The organism is Paenibacillus sp. FSL H7-0703, assembly GCF_038003485.1.
Taxonomy (GTDB): domain Bacteria; phylum Bacillota; class Bacilli; order Paenibacillales; family Paenibacillaceae; genus Paenibacillus; species Paenibacillus polymyxa_B.
Map to the genome: position 1 here is coordinate 49,496 of NZ_JBBOPF010000002.1, position 23,684 is coordinate 73,179.

24 protein-coding genes and 2 pseudogenes are annotated in these 23,684 nt (G+C 44.3%); 12 read left to right on the plus strand and 14 right to left on the minus strand.

Going from position 1 to position 23,684, the window contains the following annotated elements; translation table 11 throughout:
• Positions 1–8: 8 nt before the first annotated feature.
• The 4 genes and pseudogenes from MHB46_RS24625 to MHB46_RS24640 form a co-directional block, all read right to left on the minus strand.
• Positions 9–977 (minus strand): sugar phosphate isomerase/epimerase family protein, encoded by a 969-nt coding sequence (locus MHB46_RS24625; RefSeq protein WP_341163812.1) that lies wholly within the window; start codon positions 975–977, stop codon positions 9–11.
• A 74-nt stretch (positions 978–1,051) separates the two neighbouring features.
• Positions 1,052–2,134, minus strand: a complete 1,083-nt coding sequence (locus MHB46_RS24630) for a Gfo/Idh/MocA family protein (protein WP_341163813.1) — start codon at positions 2,132–2,134, stop codon at positions 1,052–1,054.
• Positions 2,127–2,894, minus strand: a complete 768-nt coding sequence (locus MHB46_RS24635; protein WP_341163814.1) for a sugar phosphate isomerase/epimerase family protein — start codon at positions 2,892–2,894, stop codon at positions 2,127–2,129. Before MHB46_RS24635 ends, MHB46_RS24630 begins: the two co-directional genes overlap by 8 nt.
• Positions 2,895–3,083: 189 nt before the next feature.
• Positions 3,084–3,377, minus strand: a pseudogene (locus MHB46_RS24640) (Gfo/Idh/MocA family protein); the annotation flags it as partial.
• A 166-nt stretch (positions 3,378–3,543) separates the two neighbouring features.
• Between MHB46_RS24640 and MHB46_RS24645 the strand changes: the two are divergent.
• Complete coding sequence (locus tag MHB46_RS24645) at positions 3,544–4,362, plus strand: AraC family transcriptional regulator (protein ID WP_341163815.1); 819 nt, start codon at positions 3,544–3,546, stop codon at positions 4,360–4,362.
• Between the two features lie 84 nt (positions 4,363–4,446).
• Here MHB46_RS24645 and MHB46_RS24650 read toward each other — a convergent pair whose 3' ends face one another.
• The 5 genes from MHB46_RS24650 to MHB46_RS24670 form a co-directional block, all read right to left on the minus strand.
• Entirely contained in the window at positions 4,447–5,931 is a 1,485-nt protein-coding gene (locus MHB46_RS24650; protein ID WP_341163816.1) for an alpha-N-arabinofuranosidase, read from the minus strand.
• A gap of 320 nt (positions 5,932–6,251) precedes the next feature.
• Positions 6,252–6,530: a hypothetical protein gene (locus tag MHB46_RS24655; RefSeq protein ID WP_254349974.1), complete on the minus strand. Its 279-nt coding sequence runs from the start codon at positions 6,528–6,530 to the stop codon at positions 6,252–6,254.
• A 97-nt stretch (positions 6,531–6,627) separates the two neighbouring features.
• Complete coding sequence (locus MHB46_RS24660) at positions 6,628–6,948, minus strand: hypothetical protein (RefSeq protein WP_341163817.1); 321 nt, start codon at positions 6,946–6,948, stop codon at positions 6,628–6,630.
• A 72-nt stretch (positions 6,949–7,020) separates the two neighbouring features.
• Positions 7,021–7,965 carry a Gfo/Idh/MocA family protein gene (locus MHB46_RS24665; RefSeq protein WP_254349976.1) on the minus strand — a complete coding sequence of 315 codons (945 nt, stop codon included), beginning with the start codon at positions 7,963–7,965 and terminating at the stop codon, positions 7,021–7,023.
• A 167-nt stretch (positions 7,966–8,132) separates the two neighbouring features.
• Positions 8,133–8,822 carry a TerC family protein gene (locus MHB46_RS24670; protein WP_025722249.1) on the minus strand — a complete coding sequence of 230 codons (690 nt, stop codon included), beginning with the start codon at positions 8,820–8,822 and terminating at the stop codon, positions 8,133–8,135.
• Between the two features lie 351 nt (positions 8,823–9,173).
• On the opposite strand from MHB46_RS24670, the gene MHB46_RS24675 reads away from it, so the two are divergent.
• Both MHB46_RS24675 and msrA read left to right on the plus strand, forming a co-directional pair.
• Positions 9,174–9,773 (plus strand): TVP38/TMEM64 family protein, encoded by a 600-nt coding sequence (locus tag MHB46_RS24675; RefSeq protein ID WP_341163818.1) that lies wholly within the window; start codon positions 9,174–9,176, stop codon positions 9,771–9,773.
• 197 nt (positions 9,774–9,970) lie between these two features.
• The gene (msrA, locus tag MHB46_RS24680) at positions 9,971–10,942 is read left to right on the plus strand and encodes a peptide-methionine (S)-S-oxide reductase MsrA (protein ID WP_254325358.1); all 972 of its coding nucleotides are present in this window, start codon (positions 9,971–9,973) and stop codon (positions 10,940–10,942) included.
• A gap of 105 nt (positions 10,943–11,047) precedes the next feature.
• On the opposite strand, the gene MHB46_RS24685 is transcribed toward msrA, so the two are convergent.
• Positions 11,048–11,851: a lipid II flippase Amj family protein gene (locus tag MHB46_RS24685; RefSeq protein ID WP_061829042.1), complete on the minus strand. Its 804-nt coding sequence runs from the start codon at positions 11,849–11,851 to the stop codon at positions 11,048–11,050.
• A gap of 151 nt (positions 11,852–12,002) precedes the next feature.
• Here MHB46_RS24685 and MHB46_RS24690 point away from each other — a divergent pair, with 151 nt between their 5' ends.
• A complete protein-coding gene (locus tag MHB46_RS24690) occupies positions 12,003–12,452 on the plus strand; it encodes a DUF2188 domain-containing protein (RefSeq protein WP_061829041.1) in 450 nt (149 codons plus the stop codon).
• A 66-nt stretch (positions 12,453–12,518) separates the two neighbouring features.
• Here the strand turns inward: MHB46_RS24690 and MHB46_RS24695 are convergent, their stop codons facing one another.
• The gene (locus tag MHB46_RS24695; protein WP_013310869.1) at positions 12,519–13,223 is read right to left on the minus strand and encodes a YitT family protein; all 705 of its coding nucleotides are present in this window, start codon (positions 13,221–13,223) and stop codon (positions 12,519–12,521) included.
• A 459-nt stretch (positions 13,224–13,682) separates the two neighbouring features.
• Positions 13,683–14,573, minus strand: coding sequence for a DMT family transporter (locus MHB46_RS24700; RefSeq protein ID WP_061829040.1), 891 nt, complete (start codon positions 14,571–14,573; stop codon positions 13,683–13,685).
• 302 nt (positions 14,574–14,875) lie between these two features.
• On the opposite strand from MHB46_RS24700, the gene MHB46_RS24705 reads away from it, so the two are divergent.
• The 7 genes and pseudogenes from MHB46_RS24705 (at position 14,876) to MHB46_RS24735 (ending at position 19,109) form a co-directional block, all read left to right on the plus strand.
• Positions 14,876–15,277 (plus strand): hypothetical protein, encoded by a 402-nt coding sequence (locus MHB46_RS24705; RefSeq protein WP_341163819.1) that lies wholly within the window; start codon positions 14,876–14,878, stop codon positions 15,275–15,277.
• A gap of 217 nt (positions 15,278–15,494) precedes the next feature.
• Positions 15,495–16,959: pseudogene (locus MHB46_RS24710) on the plus strand (spore germination protein).
• A 66-nt stretch (positions 16,960–17,025) separates the two neighbouring features.
• On the plus strand, positions 17,026–17,364 hold the full coding sequence (locus tag MHB46_RS24715; protein WP_341163820.1) for a GerAB/ArcD/ProY family transporter: 339 nt from the start codon (positions 17,026–17,028) through the stop codon (positions 17,362–17,364).
• A 161-nt stretch (positions 17,365–17,525) separates the two neighbouring features.
• Positions 17,526–18,041 carry a GerAB/ArcD/ProY family transporter gene (locus MHB46_RS24720; protein ID WP_341163821.1) on the plus strand — a complete coding sequence of 172 codons (516 nt, stop codon included), beginning with the start codon at positions 17,526–17,528 and terminating at the stop codon, positions 18,039–18,041.
• A gap of 22 nt (positions 18,042–18,063) precedes the next feature.
• Positions 18,064–18,396, plus strand: coding sequence for a Ger(x)C family spore germination protein (locus MHB46_RS24725; RefSeq protein WP_341163822.1), 333 nt, complete (start codon positions 18,064–18,066; stop codon positions 18,394–18,396).
• 89 nt (positions 18,397–18,485) lie between these two features.
• Positions 18,486–18,791, plus strand: coding sequence for a hypothetical protein (locus MHB46_RS24730; protein ID WP_341163823.1), 306 nt, complete (start codon positions 18,486–18,488; stop codon positions 18,789–18,791).
• Between the two features lie 126 nt (positions 18,792–18,917).
• On the plus strand, positions 18,918–19,109 hold the full coding sequence (locus MHB46_RS24735) for a Ger(x)C family spore germination C-terminal domain-containing protein (RefSeq protein ID WP_341163824.1): 192 nt from the start codon (positions 18,918–18,920) through the stop codon (positions 19,107–19,109).
• Between the two features lie 14 nt (positions 19,110–19,123).
• Here the strand turns inward: MHB46_RS24735 and MHB46_RS24740 are convergent, their stop codons facing one another.
• Positions 19,124–21,652 carry a transglycosylase domain-containing protein gene (locus MHB46_RS24740; protein WP_341163825.1) on the minus strand — a complete coding sequence of 843 codons (2,529 nt, stop codon included), beginning with the start codon at positions 21,650–21,652 and terminating at the stop codon, positions 19,124–19,126.
• Positions 21,653–21,868: 216 nt separating this feature from the next.
• Here MHB46_RS24740 and MHB46_RS24745 point away from each other — a divergent pair, with 216 nt between their 5' ends.
• Positions 21,869–23,137, plus strand: a complete 1,269-nt coding sequence (locus tag MHB46_RS24745) for a DNA polymerase IV (RefSeq protein ID WP_341163826.1) — start codon at positions 21,869–21,871, stop codon at positions 23,135–23,137.
• A 154-nt stretch (positions 23,138–23,291) separates the two neighbouring features.
• Here the strand turns inward: MHB46_RS24745 and MHB46_RS24750 are convergent, their stop codons facing one another.
• On the minus strand, positions 23,292–23,579 hold the full coding sequence (locus MHB46_RS24750; RefSeq protein WP_061829033.1) for a stage VI sporulation protein F: 288 nt from the start codon (positions 23,577–23,579) through the stop codon (positions 23,292–23,294).
• Positions 23,580–23,684: the final 105 nt, after the last annotated feature.

The following is a 23,684-nucleotide window of genomic DNA, read 5'->3' on the forward strand; positions in this document are numbered from 1 at the left end:
CTATTAGGTTAGACCCACCACATCTCGCTCAGCGGTTCTTCAATCAGTACCTGGCGAAGATTGTGGACGGCCTTAGTAAAGCCTTCCTCCACGGACATCAGACCATCTTCATGCTCAATACTCACTACATAATCGTATCCCACCAGACGCAGGGCACTGATAATATCTGCCCAGGTTTTTACATCATGCCCATAGCCCACAGTTCGGAACTGCCAAGCACGATCTAGCATTTTCGTATATTCCTGCATATCGGTAAGTCCATATTTATTTACATTGATCGGATCAATCGTCGTATCCTTGGCATGAAAATGGTGAATGGCTCCCTCTCGGCCCAAAATTTGAACCGCCTGCACTGGGTCAATTCCCTGCCACCACATATGGCTCGGATCCAGATTAGCACCAATGACCTCTCCCGCAACTTCACGCAAACGCAGCAAGGTCGCTGGTGTATGAACGGAGAAGCCCCCGTGTAGCTCCAGCCCAATTTTAACATGATGATCTGCTGCAAATTTCCCCGTCTCGGTCCAGTAAGGAATAATTTTATTCTCCCATTGCCACTTCAACACTTCCTGAAAATCATTAGGCCACGGAGCCACAGGCCAGTTTGGATATTTCGCATCCTCGTGATCACCCGGACAGCCAGAGAAAGTGTTCACAACTGGAACTTCCAGCTTTTCTGCCAATCGAACGGTTTTAAGAAACGTATCATGATCAGCCTGGGCCAAATGCTTTTGCGGATGGAGAGGATTGCCGTGACAGCTAAGCGCACTAATCGTTAGTCCGCGGGACTCTACTGCCTTTTTGAAATTTTTGAGCGCTGTATCATTCTCCAGCAACTCATCCGGCTTACAATGCTTATCTCCAGGGTTGCCACCTGTACCGATTTCTACAGCATCCAATCCTTGAGAAGCCACATAATCCAGCGCCTCCTCCAGCGAACGTCCGCCAAACAACACCATAAATACTCCAAGTTTCAAAAGAAATCCCTCCCTGTATCATATGTGAAAAAAGCTGCTTTCATTATAATGATGGTCTATTCGGGATTACGGGCTTAGTCAAAATAGACAGCTTTCCCCGTACGAGCCGATTCATAGATAGCTTCCAAAATTTCAGTAACAACCAGTGCCTGTTCCGGCTTCACAAGAGGTTCTTTGTCGTCCAGAATAGATTCGATCCATAGACGGGCTTCGCGGTCTGCTTCATTTTCCGTTTCTCCAGAGTAAAAGGCAACACCGCCTGCATCCAGATCTATTTTCGTATCAAACAAGCGGCTGTTCTTTTCCCCGTTAATGCGCAATCCATCCTGCATATCGGCTCCGCCTTCGGTACCGCATAACAGCGTCTTCGCTTCGCCAAACTCTACAACGTTCAATGCCCAGCTGGACTCTAGTACAATAGTAGCTCCATTTTGCATCGTAATAAAACCAAAAGCTGAGTCCTCTACCTTAAATTCCTCAGGATTCCAAGGTCCAAAGGCATTTGCTGCATCTTTACGATCCCCTAGCTTATGGAAGGTTGAACCTAGTACGCTTTTAGGCTTGTAATTATCCATCAGCCAGAGTGTCAGGTCGAGTGCATGCGTGCCAATATCAATAAGGGGACCACCGCCCTGCTTCTCTTCATCCAAGAATACTCCCCAGGTCGGAACTGCGCGACGGCGTAGAGCAATGGCTTTGCCCAGATAAATGTCTCCAAGCTCTCCTTGTTCGACCAAGTGCTTCAGATACAAACTATCATCACGATAACGGTTTTGATACGCAATAGACAGCTTCTTACCTGTACGGTTGGCCGCATCGAGCATTTCCCGTGCCTGCTCTGCAGTTTTAGCCATCGGTTTTTCACACAGCACATGCTTACCTGCCTCAAGCGCCGCTACGGTAATTTCCGAGTGCGAGTCGTTGGGTGTACATACATGTACGACTTCAATGTCTTTATTTTCTAACAGCTTACGGTAATCGCTATAAACTTGCGAGCCTTCAACTCCAAACTTTTCTGCTGCCTCTTCAGCGCGCTCCTGAATGATGTCACAGAATGCAACGATTTCTGCACGCTTCTGCTTGGCAAGACTCGGCAAGTGTTTGCCGTTGGCAATCCCTCCACAACCAATAATCCCGATTTTGAGTGTTTTAGACATGAATATTTCCTCCCTGAGCTGCGTATTGTTGGAGCCATTTAATGCTGGTTTCAATGCTTTCGATTGGAGGGTTTGAGCAGAAATCCTGTTCTACGACGATCCAATCCACACCTGCCTGAATAGCGGCGTCTGTAATGGCCTGAAGCTGCACTTCGCCTTTGCCAAGCTCTACAGTCACTGCTTTTTGTTGCTCGTCACGTGCCATATCCTTTAAGTGAATGATAGGCAGGCGTCCATTATAACGTCCGATGTATTCCACTGGATCATAGCCCCCATAGTATACCCAACAAGTATCCATTTCGACCTGTAACAAATCATCGGAAACCGCATCATATAAAGCATCGAATACCGGGCGATCATTGATTTTTTCTGTCAATTCAAAATCATGATTATGATAAGCCAGTACCAAGCCCTGTTCTTTCACTTTTTCACCAATACGATCCAAATTAGCAAAAAGTTCATCCCACTGTCGCTGTTCTTCGGTTAAATAAGGAACGATTAGGTATTTATTTCCCAATTCTTTGTGGTATGCAATCTCCTCATCCAAATGATCCAGCAAACGAGAATATTGTATATGAGTTCCGACAACTTCCAGATTCAGCTCATCCAAAAGCGCTCTGACATCCTTGGCATTGCGTCCGAAAAAGGTATGAAATTCTACCCCTTTATAGCCAAGCTCAGCTACCTTGCGCAATGTACCTTCAAAATCCTGTTCAAGCTCTTCCCTTACTGTGTACAATTGCAATCCTACTTTAGCCATTCCCCTTCACCTCTTTAATTAGGATGAGTTTTCCATTATATCTGTTCCATAATACAAATCCTCGTCCGGTTTGAACGTGCTTTCATCGTCATGTGCTTCCCTTCCAAGATGAGCACCGAAAAGCATGCATGGCTTCTAACACATGGTAGGCCAGCTCAGTATTGACACGATGGTCCGTGAATTTCAATGCGCCAAAGGCTTTTCACTGTACACATGCTTGCCTGCCTCTAGTATCGCCACATCTGACCGTGCATGGCTGCCAGGCACGGTCAGATTAAATACAAGCTCAATCTCAGGCTGACGAAGCAATTCATCCACCTTGTATACGTTTTCAATGTTGAATTCATCGGCCCTCTCCTTGGCCCTCTCATCTAGTAAATCAGCGACGGCCACCACTTCAATAAGTGGGCTCTTTTGGAGATTTTCAAGATATACCGAGCTAATAGTACCGCATCCGATAATCCCGGCCTTCATTCGTTCCACGTCGTCACACTCCTTAGCCTCCAACATGTACTTTCTCATCTAACATGTAAGCTTTACAGTTCACATAGTATTCTATTTCTGTTTCGTTTAAAATGAATAATATGATTAAAACATGAACAATCTGGTCAATATTTGAAACAGCCATATGCCCAAAGGAGTCATCGTCATGTCTATCATCGAGCCTTGTCAGGTTCTTACCGCAGGCTATTCCTTCCATCGAAAGCCCTTTTATTCGAACCAGCCTGATGGGATCAAAAATTATTTATTCCGTTTGCAAACAGATGGACGCTGCCAGGCCCGCATTAACGGGGAAATGACACGTATTGAGGCGGGTGACCTACTGCTATTCAATCCTACCGAGCCTTATGAACTGGATATTCATAGTGAGTTGAATCCCATGGGAGAGCAGGTCGTGGAAAGTGGAGATTATCACATTTTTTTCGGTGGTTCCTGGGTAGATGAGTGGTGGAACCATCATAAACGACCCAACAGAATTAAGGTTCAGCTCACAGAAGCCCTGCTTGGCCTATTTCGTCAGCTTGTGATGGAGCAACGACGTATTTCTAATCCTTACCCGGAAATATCAAGTTATTACATACGCATTTTATGTTTGGAGTTTGACCGTATGCTATCCGATCATCCTATCGCTACTCATCATAACTATCTTGCGTATCAGATTAAAAATTATATTGAAGAAAACGCATCCTCTAACTTCAAACTGGATGACGTGTCTTCACACGTCGGTATCAGCGTATCCCGAGCAGTACATCTGTTTAAGGAAACATTCGATACGAGCATTATGCAGTACACGCTGGACATCAGGCTCAACATGGCGAGAGAACGAATCATTTTCAGTCCCATGTCACTGGAACAAGCCGCCGAATCGTCAGGATTTGCAAATTACACGTATTTTCACCGTGTATTTCGTTCCCGCTTCGGTATGTCGCCCAAGGAATTCAGGGTGATTCACCGTGAGCAATTGTAGGACAAAGAGAGCGTTCACCTGAACGCTCTCTTTGTCCATAACCAATAATAGTGAATACTGCTTACATACCACGACCCAGTTTTTTTACGGAGCAATTGTCAGCATTACTACCGACATTGGTGGCAGTGTAACATCCAAATGCTGACCTTGCAGCTGATAGGATGTGAAAGCTTCCTTTTTCAAACGCTCTGGCTGATCAAACGTATTATGTGCCTGCATATCGTCGCTGGCAAGGACAACACCGCTGATCTTTTTAACCTCTTCCAGTCCTCTTAGCTCCAAATTTAAGTTTGCCGACTCGCCCGGATGGACGTTGCAAAAGCTAATATGAATATTGTCATCCTGCGCCTTGGAGGCGGACACGCTTACTTGTGGGATGGAATCCCCATCATATTCATAATCGCCCACCTTTACATGAACAGCCAGTGCTTGTGCATCCTGATGCACCTTAAACATTTCAAATATATGGTATGTCGGCGTCAACAGCATAGCAGGGCCTTCGGTCAGAATCATCGCCTGTAAAACATTGACCATTTGAGCGATATTCGTCATCTGTACTCGGTCATGGTGATTATGGAAAATGTGTAGGTGCAGCCCAGCTACCAGCGCATCGCGCATCGTGTTTTGCTGATACAGGAAGCCGGGATTGGTCCCCGGCTCAGTAAGGAACCAGGTTCCCCATTCATCGACGATCAGTCCGACCCTTTTGTCAGGATCATATCGGTCCATAATGGCAGAATGACGAGTAATCAATTCATCCATATGCAATGATTTTTTCATCGTCTCGAACCATTCCGCTTCATCAAAGCCGAGTGCGTGCCGTTTCCCTTCCCAGTTTCCCGGGATCGTATAGTTATGCAGGCTCAAACCGTCCATAAGATGCCCAGCTTCACGCATCAACACTTCGGTCCAACGATAATCATCCACATTCGCCCCACCTGCAATCCGATAAATGCGGTTCTCGCCATAGTTACGGACATATGTCTGATAGCGGCGATACAGGTCGGCATAATATTCTGGGCGCATGTTACCGCCACAACCCCAGTTTTCGTTACCCACTCCAAAATATTTGAGCTTCCATGGTTTCTCACGACCGTTTTCCTGACGCCATGCAGCCATAGGCGACTCTCCATCGAAGGTCATGTACTCTACCCATTCCGACATTTCCTGAACTGTACCACTGCCGACATTTCCACAAATATAAGGCTCTGCATCTAACAGTTCGCACAATTGAAAAAACTCATGTGTGCCAAAATGATTATTTTCAACCACACCGCCCCAATGCGTATTTACCATTCTCTTACGGTTTTCTTTTGGTCCGATACCATCTTTCCAATGGTATTCATCGGCAAAACAGCCTCCCGGCCAGCGCAGCACAGGAATATTCAGCTTTTTCAGAGCTTCCACCACATCATTTCGAATTCCGTCTGTGTTTGGAATCGGTGAGTCCTCTCCAACCCATATGCCTTCATAAATGCAACGTCCAAGATGCTCAGCAAATTGTCCATAAATATTTTTATTAATAATGCCTTGTTTCCAATCGGTATTAACAACAATAGAACCCTTCACAACAAACCCTCCCCAAAAATATTAAGATTGTTGGAACACCCGCACAAATGTTTGCGCTTTCATTTTAGTCTAAATATCACTCATACCATCGATCTTCTTTCGATCTTAATTTTTACGCACCATCACACCCAGCAAACATTAATATAAATATTAATAATTAAACAAAAACATTTCACGTGTTTAATATATTTTATTGTCTACTTTTTGTCAATCGTTAAGAAAAGGTCCAATCAAACCAAAAAGTCTGCCATTAAGGCAGACCAAGGTATGACTATTTTAACCCGTAATCCAGGTTCAGCTGAGCCTGAGCATTATATCTTTTAGGCTGTTCCTATCCAGCGTGAACCATGGTAACTTGGACAATTTTGAGCTGCCGCCAAAGCACGTACACGAACAATACTTCCGCTGATACCACATGTATGCCCGGACATTAACTCTTCACATTGTGAGCAGGCCAACAGTCTGGCTTCGTACACTTCATCATTTACACATTCCATTTTGGGTCTCATGTTGGTTAGAATTCTGGTAATTTGCTCTTCCGATATCGAGATATCTCTTTCACAGCCTTTACAGGTACTTGGCACAGGTATACCTTCCATCGTAAGCTTACCCTCCCCATCAACAATGTCTTAAGTAAATATAGTTGAGTCCATGATGCCATAAATGATAACAGTATATTCTCTATTCTGGCTAGCCCTATTTCCGTTCAGACGGAAGGTCCGCAGCCGCCTCAGATACGACCATCGCCAAGTCCTCATTTCCGAACATGGACAGTACCCCTAATACCGTATCCAGCGGAATATCACCCGCTTCTTCACGCGATACAGTCAACTTGCGTACTCGTAGCAGACGCTCATTGCTATCCTGATGCGGATACGCTTCACTATATAGTTCCTCTGGCTCCAACCCGTGATTGATACACCATTGCGCAAACACAAGGATCATCATATCTTCTTCTTGCTTATAATTTTCAATGATGGCTTCTTCTAGCTGCTTACCACGGTTATCTTCTTCCATTCATTCATTTCTCCTTCAACCTAATTCTTGATGTCTGTCTGGACTGTTAAGATCACGTTCGGATGTTCCATATTAATTACTCAAACGGCTGATCAGCTCGTCAGCCAGCATATGGCTATCCAATACTTTTCCAGCCCGTACAGCACACTCCTCTGGACGATGAATATGCTCCAGAAAATGATTTACGACTCCGGTGAATCCCCGTCTTTCCAAAATCGTATCCCAGCTTCCAAAAGCTTGCGTTAGTGGTGAATGATTTTTTTGCATAAAAACAGCCTGTTCCATATTTGTTACTTCAACAGACCGTCCTGCCCCGTGAAGCTCCAGCTTCTCTATGTCAGCTCCTGCCTGTCTACTCATACTATAGCTTCCGGTAGCATTCCCCAAACGTACGGTCCCGAACGCAGCATCCATATATCCTTCACTCGTCGTATTCAGACTACTATGCAGCAGCTCATAATCATCGCCACCCAGCCACAAAAGCAAATCAAGCATGTGAATTAAATCATCATAAACCGTCTGTGCCGCCGGTCTTCGGTCATATCCAGTACGGTGTTTAATGGCCGCACATTGACTAAATCCACCTGCTTCCTCTAACCATGCTTTAGCAGCTACATAATGCGGGGCAAAACGTCGATTAAAGCCCACCGCCAGCAGCACGGCCTGCGCTTCCGCAAAAGCGGTCATTTCCAGATTCTGACGAACATCATAGGACAACGGTTTATCCACATACACGGCAATCCCTTTTTCAATACACGCCATAACCAGATCAAAATGAGCTTCGGTCGCGGCATGTATAAATACAGCTTCCGGTTCCCATGCTAGCAGCTCCTTCACATCTGTCGTTCCTCTTGGCAACCTATATTGCTCCATAATGGAACTCACCGGCTCCTGTGAACGGTTCATGACACCTACAATATCTACACCTTGGTGTGCTGCCAGTAACGGTAAGTATACTTTTCGAGCAATACCACCCAGTCCTGCAATAGCTACTCTTGTCTTCGTTTGCTTGTCCATATCGTTCCCACCTCTAATCACTCATTCATCTGTTGTCTAGTTTACATGGAAGTCTGCTGACAAGCAAAGAAAAGAGACTGCTCCCGGTCCAGTTGGAGGACCTAACGGAACAACCTCTATGGCATGAACGTTCAGCTTCAGCTAAGTTTACTTCAGTGTAAGTTAGCTTAGGCGTGCTGTGCTTGCTTTCTTGTTTTTTCACTTTTAATTTTTTTAACACGCATCCCAATGGCTACAACCAGAACCACAACCAGAACCTCAAAACCGTATTTAACGACCCCGTTCATAAACCAGTGCGCAATCAGCGGTTCCGCCACCACCATTTTGGCAGCAGTATAAGCCAGTACAGCAGCACCAATCGTAATAACTACTGGGTAACGTTCAGTCAGCTTCAAGATAATCGTACTTCCCCACACCATGATTGGAACGGAGATTGCCAGACCCAGTATAACAAGCAGCATGTTTCCATGAGCTGCTCCCGCAACAGCAAGTACATTGTCGAGGCCCATCATCGTATCCGCGATAATAATCGTGCGGATCGCTGCCCACATTTGATTCGTAGCTGAAATTTCATGTTTTTTCTCTTCGACCAGCAGCTTATAGGCAATATAGATAAGTGCGAGTCCCCCAATCAAACGCAATCCATAAATTTGCAATAAATACGTGACCAGCACTGTAGCAATCACCCGAATGATGACCGCTCCGACCGTCCCCCAAATAATGACCTTCTTTTGATTGGCCTTATCAACATTGCGAGCCGCCAAACCGATTACGATCGCATTGTCACCAGCTAGCACCAGATCAATGATAATGATGGATACTAATGCGGTTAAAAACTCAATTGACAAAAAATCCATACGTTTCTCCCACCTTTTTTATTTATTTGTTATACTGTACATAGTTCAGCGCTTTATACTAAAAAAGCGCCATTTCACGGAATCCGGAAACGGCGCTTGACCCAAATTTGGCATCAAAAAAAGACCATTTACCCGGATTCCTAAAATCCTGGCAAAGGTCTCGCTTACAACATTACGTTGCCAATAAAGCCGGGGATTAAAAATCCCGTAATGACGACTTTACTCGTTGAGCTACTCCCCTTTGGGAACTATTCTGTTAGTGGCAGTATAGCACACATTATTGGGAATGTGAACCCTATTTTTTTCTGTATAAGCGATAAGCCGAACAGGGATATTGAAAGAGGTATGTAAATGAAAAAATGGCTACTCGTCGCGGCTTATGTTTCGCTGCTTTGCATCGCGTTTATCTACAGATATGATTGGCTTGCCTGGGCGGACAAGCAGACCTCCTTTCCAGTTCTGCTACTACTCGCATTTTTATTCGCGCTAATTCCGTTTGTGCCTTACAAGCTGATTATCGCCTCCATTGCTTATGCCGCAGGCCCCTGGCAAGGTGCTCTGATCTGCTGGCTTGGCACTACATTGGCTGCGTTGGTCGTTTTCACTGCAGTACGTACCCTGTTCCGTGACAAAGGACGTGCCTATTTGAAGCGGGTTCCCGCATTGGAGCGCTTCAATCGAGTCATGGAGAGGGAACCTTTTGCTGCTGTTCTGCTGGCTCGCCTGATTCCAGTCATCCCCCAAGCAGCGGTAAATGTATACGCTGGAGTAGCAGGGTTTCCGTTCTGGAGCTTTATCCTAGGTACAGCTATTGGCAAGCTTCCCGCAATTGCGGTGTATGCTTATGCTGGCGGCACCTTTGCAGAACACCCAATCACCGGTTTGCTCATTTTGGTGCTATATACTGCACTGGTGGGCGGCGCCTTTATACTCTACCGAAAAAGGCTTTAACGCGACAACAGAACATAATGCGATGAGTTTGCCACCGTCTCTGTAGGAAGTTTCATTGCGATTTTTAGGACATAGCCATTTACACTACGGATTGGTTTCTGACCTTTCGTTGGATTTTGCAAAAATCTCGTATATAATTTAATTGTAAGCTATTTAAATAACAACTAATTAAACATTCTCAGATTGGAGTGACAAATATGAGCACCAACAATCCACACACGGTAGAAAAAGCAACTTTTGCAGGTGGCTGCTTCTGGTGCATGGTTTCCCCTTTTGAGGAATTACCCGGTATTTTGAAGGTTAGATCTGGATACACAGGGGGACATACCGAAAATCCTACCTATGAAGAGGTGTGTTCTGAAACAACGGGACATGTGGAAGCCGTACAGATTACATTTGACCCACAAGTATTCCCGTATGAAAAACTGTTGGAGCTCTTCTGGCAGCAGATTGATCCGACGGATGAAGGTGGACAGTTTCACGATAGAGGTTCATCCTACCAAACGGCTATTTTCTATCATAATGAAGAGCAGCGAATCAAGGCAGAAGCTTCTAAAGAAGCTTTGGCTCAAAGTGGCCGCTTCGACAAGCCGATTGCTACACCGATTCTGCCTGCGGCCACTTTTTATGAAGCAGAAGAATATCATCAGGACTATCATAAGAAGAACCCCGCTCATTACAAACGCTACCGCAAAGGTTCGGGACGTGAAGATTTTATCGAGCAAAATTGGTCTGGCAAGATTGATAAATCCGATCTTAAAGATCGGCTGACGCCTATTCAATACGAAGTAACACAAAAAAACGCGACCGAGCGCCCTTTTCAAAATGAGTTTTGGGATCATGAGGGTGAAGGCATTTACGTGGATATCGTATCAGGAGAGCCCTTGTTCAGTTCATTGGACAAATATGATGCAGGTTGCGGTTGGCCCAGCTTTACCCGTCCGCTGCGCAGCTACAATGTCAAAGAAAAAACCGATCTCAGCCATTTTATGATCCGTACAGAGGTGCGAAGTCGTGAAGCTGACTCTCATTTAGGGCATGTATTCGATGATGGTCCAGGTCCAGATGGTTTGCGTTATTGCATCAATTCTGCCGCGCTCCGCTTTGTGCCTCAAGAAGATTTGGAACGTGAAGGATACGGAGCATATAAGTCATTATTTGAAAAGTAAATAACCATAGAATCATTGGGGCTGACCCGCGATCTATCTTTAATAGATGATCACGGGCCAGCCTTTTTTGGGATATGGCCGCACATCATTACGTAAGCTAGCAATTTAACTCATTACCCATCCAAGCCAAATGGCTAGCGGTACTAGCAATAGCTGAGCTAATAAAGTACCTGCCAAACGCGAGATGATCATCCAACCGTACATGCTGTTCATCCGAGTTAAGGGTAGCTCCCCTCGTAGCGTTTTCTCCGACAAAACCGCCAATCTTGGATCAATTAACAAGGTCAGTAATACCGTTGCGACGCCATTGATTAGACCTGACGACATTGACATGGCTGTACCTTGAGCAGGCCACAGAAATGATGCATATAAAGCAGATACTACTCCAGTTGTATAAATCGCAGTAACGGCTATATTCAGAATAATTAGACGCTTGGGTATCGCTCCACTAATCAGTGAAGTAAGCATTGACCAGGTGGGGCGCTTTATGTAGTAGCCTGCATGCTTCCAGCGACTTCGCAGCATTAAATGACGCACCAAAGCCGGAATAGATCCGGTATGCTCCAAATGCACAATCCATCTGGCTGACATGCGTACCACTGTTGGATACAGTAATATAGCAAGCATAGTTCCAACGGTTGCTGCCAGCAGTACCCCATGCATATATAGTTCCAATCTAATATCCGTTCCGCCCACTTGTGCTGCAGCCTTAGCCTGATCGACCATCCCCCCGAGCAAAGGCCCCTGCGCCATGTTAGAGGTGCGTGAAACCAACAGCAGCATTCCCGCAACGGTTAACGCCAATCCAATCCGACGCGCTCGCAAACCACCAAGCCGGAGAGCATAGGACAAGCTATCTGTAGTATGAATGATGATAGTCAGCAAAAAAACAAAACCCCAGGCAAGCAAATGCTTCACTCCTTTTCCTCGTATTCTGCACACCATTATACGCTTTTTTTCAATATACATTTTACAATATATTCATTTCTTTGATTTCCGTTTGTTTAAGCCGACAACGGGTAATACATAATACATCATCCGCTATAAGGAGTGTGCAACTATGCCTTGGAACAAACATGATTACCCTCCATCCATGAAAAACCTGGAACCTCGGGTGCGAGAAAAAGCCGTTGATATTGCTAACGCTCTACTCCGTGACGGCTATGAAGAAGGACGCTCGATTGCGATTGCCACTTCCCAAGCCGAGGAATGGAACGATAATCATCCAGCCGAGCAAGATGAGAAACCTAAAAAACATGAAAAACAGCATTCAAGCGAAAATGTACACGACCATCATTCCGCTTCTTCCGATGAGAAGGAACCCATTCATGTAGTGCCGTACGAGGATCGCTGGGCAATCAAAGAAGAGGGACACAACCAGCCCATTTCAACCTTTAAACACAAAAATGAGGCGATTGATGAGGCTCAAAGTTTTGTAGAACGCCAACAGATTTCTGCAATTATTCATGACCGGGATGGACGCATCCATTCTACTTTAAAACCTTCCTGATAGAAGCTGAATACAGCGAAAGGGTGTTACGAAAGAAGATTTCTCTCCTGACGTAACACCCTTTCCTTATTGACGAAGGCTGTGGACGACCGGCACTGTTTTGGCAACTACCTTTTTAGCGGGAATAGCCGCTGGCAGTACCTTTTTCACAGGTCGGTGCAGTTGGAACGTGGTCGTCCATGTAATTATTTTTCCGGCAAGCCACACAGCCAGTATTGTAAACATTGTTTCCTTCATAGGCAGATACAACAGTGATAATCCCAATACGATGATGTCACTGACAATAAACACGTTGCCGATTTTCCACCCGCGCCACTCACTGATCAGCAGAGATAAGATATCATCGCCCCCGGTTGCTCCACCGAATCGCAGTACGATTCCGGCTCCCAAACCTGTAAGCACCCCACAAAGTAGAGCAGCTATCAGCAGATTTCCATGTAGATCTATAACCAGAGTCGAATACTTCTCAAATCCTGCATAAAACAGTGAAAAAGCAACGGCTCCGATTAACGCAAGCAGCATAAATCTTCTGCCCTTCAGTACCCATGCCAGCAATATGACGGGAATATCAAGCAGCAACATACTCCATGCTGGAGATATGCCAAACGCGTAATGTCCCAGCAGGGCCAAGCCTGCAAATCCGCCTTCTGACAAATGATTCTGAGCATTAATGTGATAGTACGTAAAAGCTAAAATGCATGTTCCGAGCAACATGACAGCAATCTGTCTCAATGCTCCATTGTTCACGATAGATTCGTAAGTTTTCCTCATACAGGCTCCCTCGGTTTCTCGTAAGTTTGATGTGGATGAACCCACTCTTACGGAAGCTACCGGATAAGATGTGCCTGGAGGACTTGGTCCTTCGCATGTACAATCCCCTCTTCCGCAGAGTTGGCTTTCGCAACTTGACGTTACTCCGCGGAAAAGCTAAGTATAAGACAGATCAAATCGTTTCCAAATCGTCCTTTGGGGAAGTATCCTTCGGGGACACATGGTATCCTGATCCTTTCTTTTGTGGAATAAAACTCCGACATTTCTGTGGTGCATATAATTCTATAATTTATTATACCACACCTTGTCACCTGCTAAACAGCTTGCTTTTTTGCTGCACCATATTTTATTTTATGTGTGAGCATGCTTTATTGTATGTGCGAATTAACGTATTATACCGAAGGTTTGGCGAATGTACATTTAAATAGCCCAAAGCGTATTTTATTTCTGTTTAGATTATTATCCACTTAATTTGGCGGTTCTACGCTGGTTGGCCATAAACACCCCTCCAAGTATAAGGACCAGTCCGGTAAGAACATTCCAGCCGATATGTTCATTCAGGAGCAAAAAGCCCCATACAATGGCACTTACTGGAACAAAATACGTCACCGAAGAAGCAAATTCCGCGCTCCCCCGCAAAATCATGTAATTGAACAAAATATATGCTACTCCTGATCCCAAAACTCCCAGCCCTATAAGGGAACCCAATACACCTGGATCAGAAACAATCGACAAATCAGGTCTCTCCACAATTGCCATCATAATACCACCCCCTACCGCCGCACCAAACAGTGTCGCAAAGGTAGCCTGATACATGGAAAGATTGGAGAGAAAACGTTTGGAGAGCTGTGTTCCAAATCCATAGCAGAGAGTCGCAAGCAGCATACACCCAAAACCCACAGGGTCAACAGAAATAATAGATGCAGGATTAATACCCAATAAAATAATAATTCCTACAAAAGCGAGCCCCATTCCTAACCACTGCATCCGATGAAAAATAGCCCCGAAAAAAACAAGCCCCACCAACATGGTCCATATTGGCGTGGTGGCATTCAATACAGAAGCCATGCTGCTAGCTATTTTGGTCTCGCTAAAACCGATCAATGTCCATGGCAAAACCATGTTGACCAAAGCTACCAGAGTAACCGATTTCCACGGAATGCTTTTAATTTTAAACGGCCTGCGCATAAGTAGCATTAATAAGACGATAAAAATAAGTCCAAAGCTGGATCTAAGAAATACAATAGTCCACGGTCCTACTTGATGTAGCAACAACACCTTGATAAACATAAACGAACCGCCCCAAATGAGGCTCAACAATAATAAAGCTGCATATAACGAACGTGACAATATGTATACCTTCTTTCTCGACTTTCTTAAGTTAAATAGTAGAGGCTGACCGCAGTCAGAACGATCTCCCCTTTTATGTAAGTTTTTATCCATTAGCTTAACATAAACTCTGCTTGACTGTCATTGGCGATAAACGCAAGAATTCTTTACACAATGGCACATGGGTATCGCTCTCTACCACTTTTCCAATAATTGAGGATTGCTTTAGCCTTGGAAAAATCCCTATGATGAGGTATAAACAGAACACACGTTCTATATAATGATTATATATTGTATTCTTACTCGGAGTAAAGGAGATTTTTATGCCAAGCCAAAAGACACTGAACCACAAGAATAAAGCTCCTTTGCCTTCTGAAGAAGACGCAGGGCTAGTCAAGATCTGTGTACTTCTGACTCTTGTGCTGGATGTGCTGGAACGAGACATTCGTATTATACATACCTCCCCTCTAAAAATGCCTGATTTGTATGTTCGTAGCCTGACTGGAGTACAACAGCGTGTAGCTGTTCAATTAGCAGAGACAAAGGCGCGAATGAAAATACTAGGGGTTAAAATATACAGCGAAATCCGAAATCATGAAGGCGTAGAGGTTTTGTATATATGCCGCGGCTATCAAAGACGATTTTTCATGCTTTCATCCTTTGCCCGCAGCGAGGTCCGGCGGAAACTGGGACACTATCTAGGAATTGATCCGACGCAAGATTAAGCCCCCTTGTAATCTAGTCTCTAGTTCTTGCACGATTAAATTTCATTCCTTGCAAAAATAACCAACCTATTTCCTATTTTCAACCTAAATTCTAGTATAAAACTATTGCATTACGCGAAGTGAAGGTGATTCAAGAATGGATAAGTCACCAGATCATGGATAAATTCAATCCATATGGCACACATTATGCCTATCTCATCCAAAAAGGAGGGCTCTCTTGGCTGGACATGACGCAGCTTCCGTTGAATTAAACAGAAATGTTTCCTTTATTGAGCAAGCCCTTTTTTTATACGGATGATTTAAAAAAACAGGCAATTTCCGTTGACGGCAAAGACGGTTGCTGCTCTATATTGATTCGCTCGTAGATCAGGAGATGATTCAAACTCATATCCTGAGTGCCTTATATGAGAAAATCGATGCAGTCTCTCATCAAATGTTCACCACCTTAAGCAGTCAAAAAGACACCGACCTTCAAAATGCTGCTGATTCGCTTATTCAGGGATATTGCATTTTTATGATAAATGGGGCGGAAGAATTTTTTATCCTTTCTTCCGAAAAGACATATACTCGCAGTACGGACGAACCAGAAAACGAAGGGGTTATTCGCGGACCGCACAATGGATTCATTGAGCAGTTATCCATCAATCTGAATCTGATTCGCAAACAAATTGTCACACCGTCGCTGGTTGTACGCTACTTTTATGTAGGATCTAAAACCCGGACTAAAATCGCTATTGTCTATGTTCAAGACTTAGCTAATCCTGAGCTAGTGGAAGCAGTGAAAACGAGAATTAAAGCGATCTCCTCCGATATGGTGCTCCCCCCCGGTTTTATTCAAGAGTTTATTGAGGACAACCCTTTTTCCCTCTTCCCTCAACAGCTCAGCACGGAACGACCGGATCGTGTGACCGCCAATCTAATGGAGGGACGGATAGCGATTTTGGCTGAAGGTAGCCCTACTGCTCTAATAGCTCCCGTCTCTTTTTTTGCATTTTACCAAAGTCCAGATGATTATCACGGCCGTTGGATTATTAGTTCATTTCTAAGAACGATTCGAATGATGAGCTTTTTGATCGCTTTTACGCTGCCTGCCATTTACATTGCGACGATTGCTTTTCATCCAGCTATTTTGCCACTAGAGTTGGCGCATACCATTAAAAAATCACTGGAAAATGTTCCATTCCCAGCGATTGTGGAGGCTATGCTGCTTGAATTGATCTTTGAGGTGCTACGAGAAGCCGGGGTTCGTCTACCCAGTCGGGTTGGCCAAACTATTGGAATCGTTGGTGGTCTCGTCATCGGAGATGCTATCGTTCGGGCTGGTCTCGTGTCGTAATACGATGATCATCGTCGTCTCGTTAACAGCCATTTCTTCTTTTTTAGTGCCTTCTCATGAAATGAGCTCAGCGGTTCGTATCCTTCGTTTTCCGATGATGATTGCTGCAGCCTTGTTTGGATACATTGGCATTGCTTTCGGTTTACTTTTTCTTACTATCCACCTTTGCAAGCTGGAGACCTTTGGTACGCCCTACTTTGCTCCTCTTGCACCATTCCGGCTCGGTGATATGAAAGATGTTTTTATCCGCCTTCCGATTTGGACATTTCATCAGCGACCATATGATTCCCAAGCCCAAAAATTGAAGCAGCAGAACGACTCTAGGAGCTGGAAACGACGTGAATAAAGAAAGTACCATTGCATCGGGTCAATTTTTTTTCTCATCATCAAGTTTGAGATTGGCGTAGACATTTTGTCACTTCCCTATCCGATGCACCTTTCAGCTAAAGGAGGGGGTTGGATATCTGTCATTATTGGCGGCCTTTTGATTCAACTCATTATTTTGATGTGCTGGCTTCTGCTAAGACGTTTTCCCTCCTCTTCGATTTATCAAATATTAACCCAAATTACTGGTTGCTGGATTGGAAAAGCATTGACTGTAGCTTACATTGCTTACTATCTGCTTATGGGTACCTCCGTTCTTGTGAACGCATATGACGTCATCAATCGCTGGATGCTGCAATATACTCCCCGTTGGGCTATACTTCCCTGTTTTTGTTCAGTAGCATATATCTGGTTCGCGAAAATTTAAGAACAATTGCTCGAGTGCTTGTTTTAATTTCATTTCTGATTTTTCCCATGATGCTATTAATTAGCTATGGTATAAAGCAGTCCACCCCGCTTTATCTGCTACCTCTGACTTAGGCGGGATGGCCCCGTATTATTGTCGGTTCAAAAGAAACGCTCCTAGCTATGTTTGGTTTTGAGTTCATTCTTGTCGTCTTTCCCATGGTTGAGGGCAAAAGTATAGGCAAGCTCAAGTCAATTTTGGCAGCTAACGCGATCGTGGTACTATTGTATTGTTTTACTGTATTTACCTGTACAACCGTATTCAGCCCCCAACAGCTTGAATTAATGCCGGAGCCAGTCATTTATTTGCTCAGATCCATTCCACTGGGAACGATGGATCGGGTCGATTTTATTTTTCTGCCAATTTGGCTCATTTCGATCTTTGGCGCTATAAGTGGTTATTATTATGCGGCGTCTTACGGAATAAGCTATCTATTCAAGCAAAAGAGCCATAAAAAGGCGGTTCCCTTTGTTGTGCTCGCCTCATGTTGTATTGCCTATTTGCCTCAACGAAGAGAAGATTTCGAGCTTATTGGTTCCATAGCCAATAATTCTGCTTATATTTTCCTAATTGTATTCCCTTTTCTGCTGCTGATCCTATCCTATCTCTTCAAAAAAAAGGAGGGACCTGAAACATGAAAAAAAGAGCAGAGCGCTTGGAATGCTAACTCTACTCATTTTTATAACAGGCTGCTGGGATCAGGACAATTTGAAGGATGCCCGATTGGCAAATGCATCGGCTTATGATCTCACTTCTGAAGGTATGTTGTTGCAAACGCTAGAAGTTGTAGACGATTCTCAAAGCAATCAAGGTAAAAGCACCAATGAAATTCACTCAGGCACCGGCCATTCCGTTCGACAAAGTACAGAGAAAATCCGAGCCAAAGTAACCGGGGATATCCGCCTTTTCAAATATGGAGTTATTCTGTATGGTACAAGCTTGGCCCGAAAAGATCTATATCCCTATCTGGATGTGCTGTATCGTGAGCATTAGCTGGAGAAATAATAGATCAAAAAGGCATAGGTAACCTCTTAATTGGCGAATTTATAACCAAAAAAATCAGAAGCCTTGAGGAAATGTGTATGTTCCCGGAAATGACACTGGAGACACTGCTCCCCCCAATGCTTGATCCGGGTCAAGATTTTGTGCTTCCCTATCTTTCCAAAGAAGGAGAAGATATTACAGCACGTGGAATTGCCTTATTTCACGGACAAAAATTCACAGGAAGCCTAAGTAATGAGCAAGGTGTGTTATATGTCCTGATGACTGGAAAGTGGAAAAATACAGCTCGCTTTGTAAAAAGGATACATCCAGGATCTGTCGGTGATTGCAAAACTTTATTACGTATCAGGCTAACATTCAGAATATCAAACGTAGCCTTAAAGTGAAAGTTCAGCGCGATGGACAAATTGATGTGGAGCTTAACCTGAAATTGCCTGTCGATATTATATGCACGAAATCATCTTCAAGATAAAGCTAACGTACGGCGTCTAAACCGTCAACTTTCCGAAATCATGACCCAGGATGCGGAACAAATTATCCGTACACTTCAGGAAAATGGATGTGATGCCTTTGGCGTAGGCAGACAGTTGATCGCTCATCATCCAGCAGTATGGAAAAGTGTAGATTGGAATAAAGAATATCCCAATGTCCGTTTTCATCAGCAGGTCACTGTAGACATTGTCGGGAACGGCATTTTAAACTAAGCCGTTCCTGTCGTTTAGTTTTTGGGTTGATCAGATATTATTTCTGGATAAATAACTTCATCAGATTGGGTTTTTGGAGTCTCATCACTCTGGCTTTCCGATTCAGAAGGAGTCCCCTGTTCGTTTTCAACAGAAGGTTGCGAAGTATCTGTTGATGGCACATCGTTATTCTCATCAGGCATTTCTATCTCTGTGTCTGCGTCAGGAACGGGAGGATCCGTTTCCTCTGGTGGAATTTTCTCTTGATCTATTGCAGGTACCTCAACCTCTGGGACTTCTTTTTCCTTGATATCTGGTTTGGACGGGACCACTGGTCTAGCAGAACGCGGAAGTCGTTCTCTTCCAACTTCAGTAGGCACATACTTTTGATTAAACCAGTCAGTCACAAGTTGACCCGATTGACGGGAATAACGCCCTGGCAGCTTACCTGTAAGGCTAGAAACCGTAACTCTTACAACACCTTCCGGCCGTATAAAGTGCTTATTCTTAAAAAGTTCAGGCTGGTCCTTGACCGCCTCATTCATGATCAGTGCCCACACTGACTGTGCTCTGGAATGGCCTTCTTGAGATAATGTATTAACCTGTTGGCGATAACCAGCCCAGACGCCTAGTGTAACGTCAGGTGTGTACCCCATAAACCACACATCACCAAAGTTTTGTGTTGTACCGGTTTTACCGGCGATATCAATGGCACCGTAGCTTTTAAAAGCATTTTGCAGGCGTTTACCAGTTCCCCTCGGATCTGATATAACAGTTTTAAGCATATCCGTCATCAAAAATGCGGTTTGCTGCGAATATACACGCTTCGTCTGCGGTTTAAATTCATATATGATCTTCCCGTTGGCATCCGTAATTTTGCTAATCAGATGAGGTGCATTATATACACCCATATTGGGAATCGTTCCATATGCTGCGGTCAGTTCCTCGACGGATACCCCTTTGCTTAGTCCACCCAGAACCCCTGTCTGAGCATGTTCATCCTGCGGCTGAATCGTCGTAATTCCAAGAGAACGAACAAAATTCCAAGCGTTTGGAATTTTAACTTCATATAAGAACAGCCTCAGTGCAGGGATATTGATTGACCGATTGAGTGCTTCACGGGCTGTCATAAGCCCCTCGTACCGTCTGTTATAATTTTTAGGAATATGATAACCTTTACGCCCGTCTTTCAATATGATTTGTGAATCATCAATAAGACCGGCTGGCTGAGTGTAGCCCTTTTCCAAAGCAGGTAAATAAGCAGCAATAGGCTTCATGGCAGAACCGGGCTGACGTGTCATTTGAGTTGCATAGTTCATTTGCTCGGTATTAAAATCCCTGCCCTCGATCATACCGAGTATAGCCCCTGTTTTATGATCAATCATGATTGCTGCAATCTGCTCTAATCCCTTCTTCTTACTGTATGGAGAAAAGTTTTGTGGATTGGCTGCAATCTGCCGCATATTGTTATAAATTTTCTTATTTATCGTTGTATAAATTCGATATCCGGACCGTTGCAACTCTTCTCGCGTATTTTGAAGAAGCTCGGCATGCTCAGGCTTGGAAATCTCGGATGCCGTGATATCCGGATTTTGCTGGAGCGCTAACAATTGGGCGGCTTCCCGCTCTGTCTCCAGCATTAAATAAGGGAATGTGTTATAACTTTTTTCGCGATGTGGCGCAAGAGTGGCTTTCACATCAAATTGAAGCGCCTCGTTATATTCGGATAGCGTAAGTTTACCTGTTGCCAGCATTCTTCCCAACACGACACGTTGGCGCTCCATCGCTTTATTGAAGCCTTCTTCATCAAAGTTCCCTTTACCATCAAAAGCGGAATAAACAGATGGCAGTTGGGGAAGACCTGCCAAATAAGCCGCCTGAGCAATATGAAGCTTATGTAGATCACTTACATTGAAAATCCCTAACGAAGCAGACTTGATTCCATATAAATTGTAACCAGCGGAACCATTACCAAAGGGCATTTTGTTTAAGTAAGCCGTTAATATTTTATCCTTACCCATAAAACGCTCCATACGCAATGCCAGCAGCATTTCCTTCACCTTGCGACTGTCCGTCTTATCCAGACTGAGAAAAACCCTTCGGGCTACCTGCTGCGTCAGTGTGCTGCCGCCTGTTTGGCGGTTTTCATTCAAAAGCTTCTGCTTAACAGCACGAGCTGTTCCCTTTAAATCCACACCACGATGCTCATAAAATTGGCTGTCTTCCGTTGAAATGAGGGCGTCCACAATAGACTGAGGGACATCCTTCAGATCAACGAGCTGTCGATCCTCCTCCATGCGCATTCTTCCAACCGGAGTTACCTGATCGTTAAAAAATACAAAGCTGGTCAGAGCGTTCTCATTTACCTTTTCATATATCAACTGACGTGATCGTACAGGTTCATCATGAACCAGTGCCGCTACATAACCGGATATAAGACCTCCAGCAAATAGCACTCCAAGTACACCCGCAAACGAGAACCACTTGATATTAATCAGCAAAACTCTGCCAAAAATACGCCACCTACTGCGTTTTTGAGATGATGGTCGACGTTTTGGGTTCATAAAAATGGTTTTCTCCCCTCAATATTCATTCATTTCCACTTGTTTTTGCTCAAGATATTATGATACGCCATGTTAGGTTTTCCGTAAACTGTAACGTTCCAAAAAATACATTTGTATTAGGAACACTTGTTCTGTATATAATACTACTATAAGAGTATACATTCAAGAATATTTTGGAAGGATGATCCACACATATCAGGAAAGGAGGTCGTATTTTTGGAGGAACGCAGAAATAGAACCATATTCTTATCGGACTGCCAAAGTTTTTATACTAGCATCGAAAAAGCAGATGATCCTAAATACCAACATAAGCCACTCGTTGTGGCCGGTGACCCTGCACTTCGTTCAGGCATTATTTTAGCTGCGTGTCCGCTGGCCAAAAAATACGGTATATCTACAGCAGAACGTCTGGGAGAAGCGGTGAAAAAATGTCCTGACCTTATCATTGTACGTCCGCGTATGCAGCATTATATCGATGTCTCATTAAAAATAACAGAAATTTATAATGAATATACGGATTTGGTTGAGGTTTTCAGCATTGATGAACAGTTTCTGGATATGAGCGGAAGCCTCTCTCTGTTCGGGGATCCGGTGAGTATTGCAAGTGAAATTCAGCAAAAGGTACTGGCACAAACAGGAGTATGGATTCGAATTGGTATCGGCTCCAACAAAATGCTGGCTAAAACCGCAACAGATATATGGGCTAAAAAAAATGACAGTGGCATTTTCTTGTTGTCTGCATCCGATATTACAGCGTTGCTATGGCCCCAGCCAGTACGTCTTATGTTCGGCATCGGTTCACGAATGGAACGGCATTTGGAGAAGCTTGGACTACACACCATTGGAGATATCGCACGTACTCCCTTACCTCGGCTACAGGACAGATTCCGGTCTCATTTCGGTAAGCAGTCCGATATTCAGGCAGAGGTAATATGGCGAACTGCTAACGGGATCGATCACAGCCCGGTCAAGCCGGAAACATTTAATACACCTCCCAAATCCATCGGTCATATGATGACTCTTCCTCGAGACTATCTCCAGCCTGCGGAAGTGGAAACCATCCTGCTTGAACTAACAGAGGAGGTGTGTCGGGACGCCCGCCGCAAAGGATATATGGGCTCGGTTGTGACTGTTCATTGTATATGCAGTCCCTACGAGGCACCAACCGGATTCTCCCGACAAATGAAGATACCCGATCCTACAAACCATACCCAAAAGGTATATGAAACCGTTAAAAAAATCTTTTATACTTTTTGGAATCATATGCCTGTGAAGCGCGCAGGAGTTACTTTAAGCGGATTGGTGGATGATCAACTGTATCAACTGGATTTTTTTGAGGATCAGGAGCGATCCCGTGCTTTGGAAAAGGTGACGGACACTTTAAAGGATCGGTACGGTCAGTCCATCATCATGCGCGCATCGTCGTTAACAGATGCCGGGCAGGCCATGGAACGGTCTATCAAAATTGGCGGTCATTACAAATAAAAAATCTCATGATAAGCTCACACTAGCTATTGCCCGGGGAATGAACTAACTAAAACAAACCAAAAAGGATCGCCTGATATCAGGCAATCCTTTTTTTATCTGTGCTTCAAAAAAAAACATGGAGAGCGCTTCGAAGCACCTCTTCAAATAGCAATCAACGGAACATTCCCCACAGCTTGATTAGATGGAATGTATTGGACGGATCAATTTTTTGTGCCAATACGAAGGCGGTCAATTGCTCCTCCTGCGCAGCCGTCAAACGCTCGTTTAAAATAGCAGAAGTAGTCTTCACAAGATGACGCACCTTAGCTTTATTTTGCAGGTCCGCTTTAGTCACACCTTCGATCTGCTGCTTAACCCGATCCTTGAGCGCACGATTCTTCATTTTCAACTTAATCCGCTCCACCAGTTGCGGACTGATTCCATATTGCTGATAGCTCAATGTTGCCACACCTCCCATATCATTCGGTCATTCCCAAATATATGACGGCCAGCCTGTCCATTGTGCCTATCTGTTTAAAACGTTTAGAACAACCTCATGATTCAT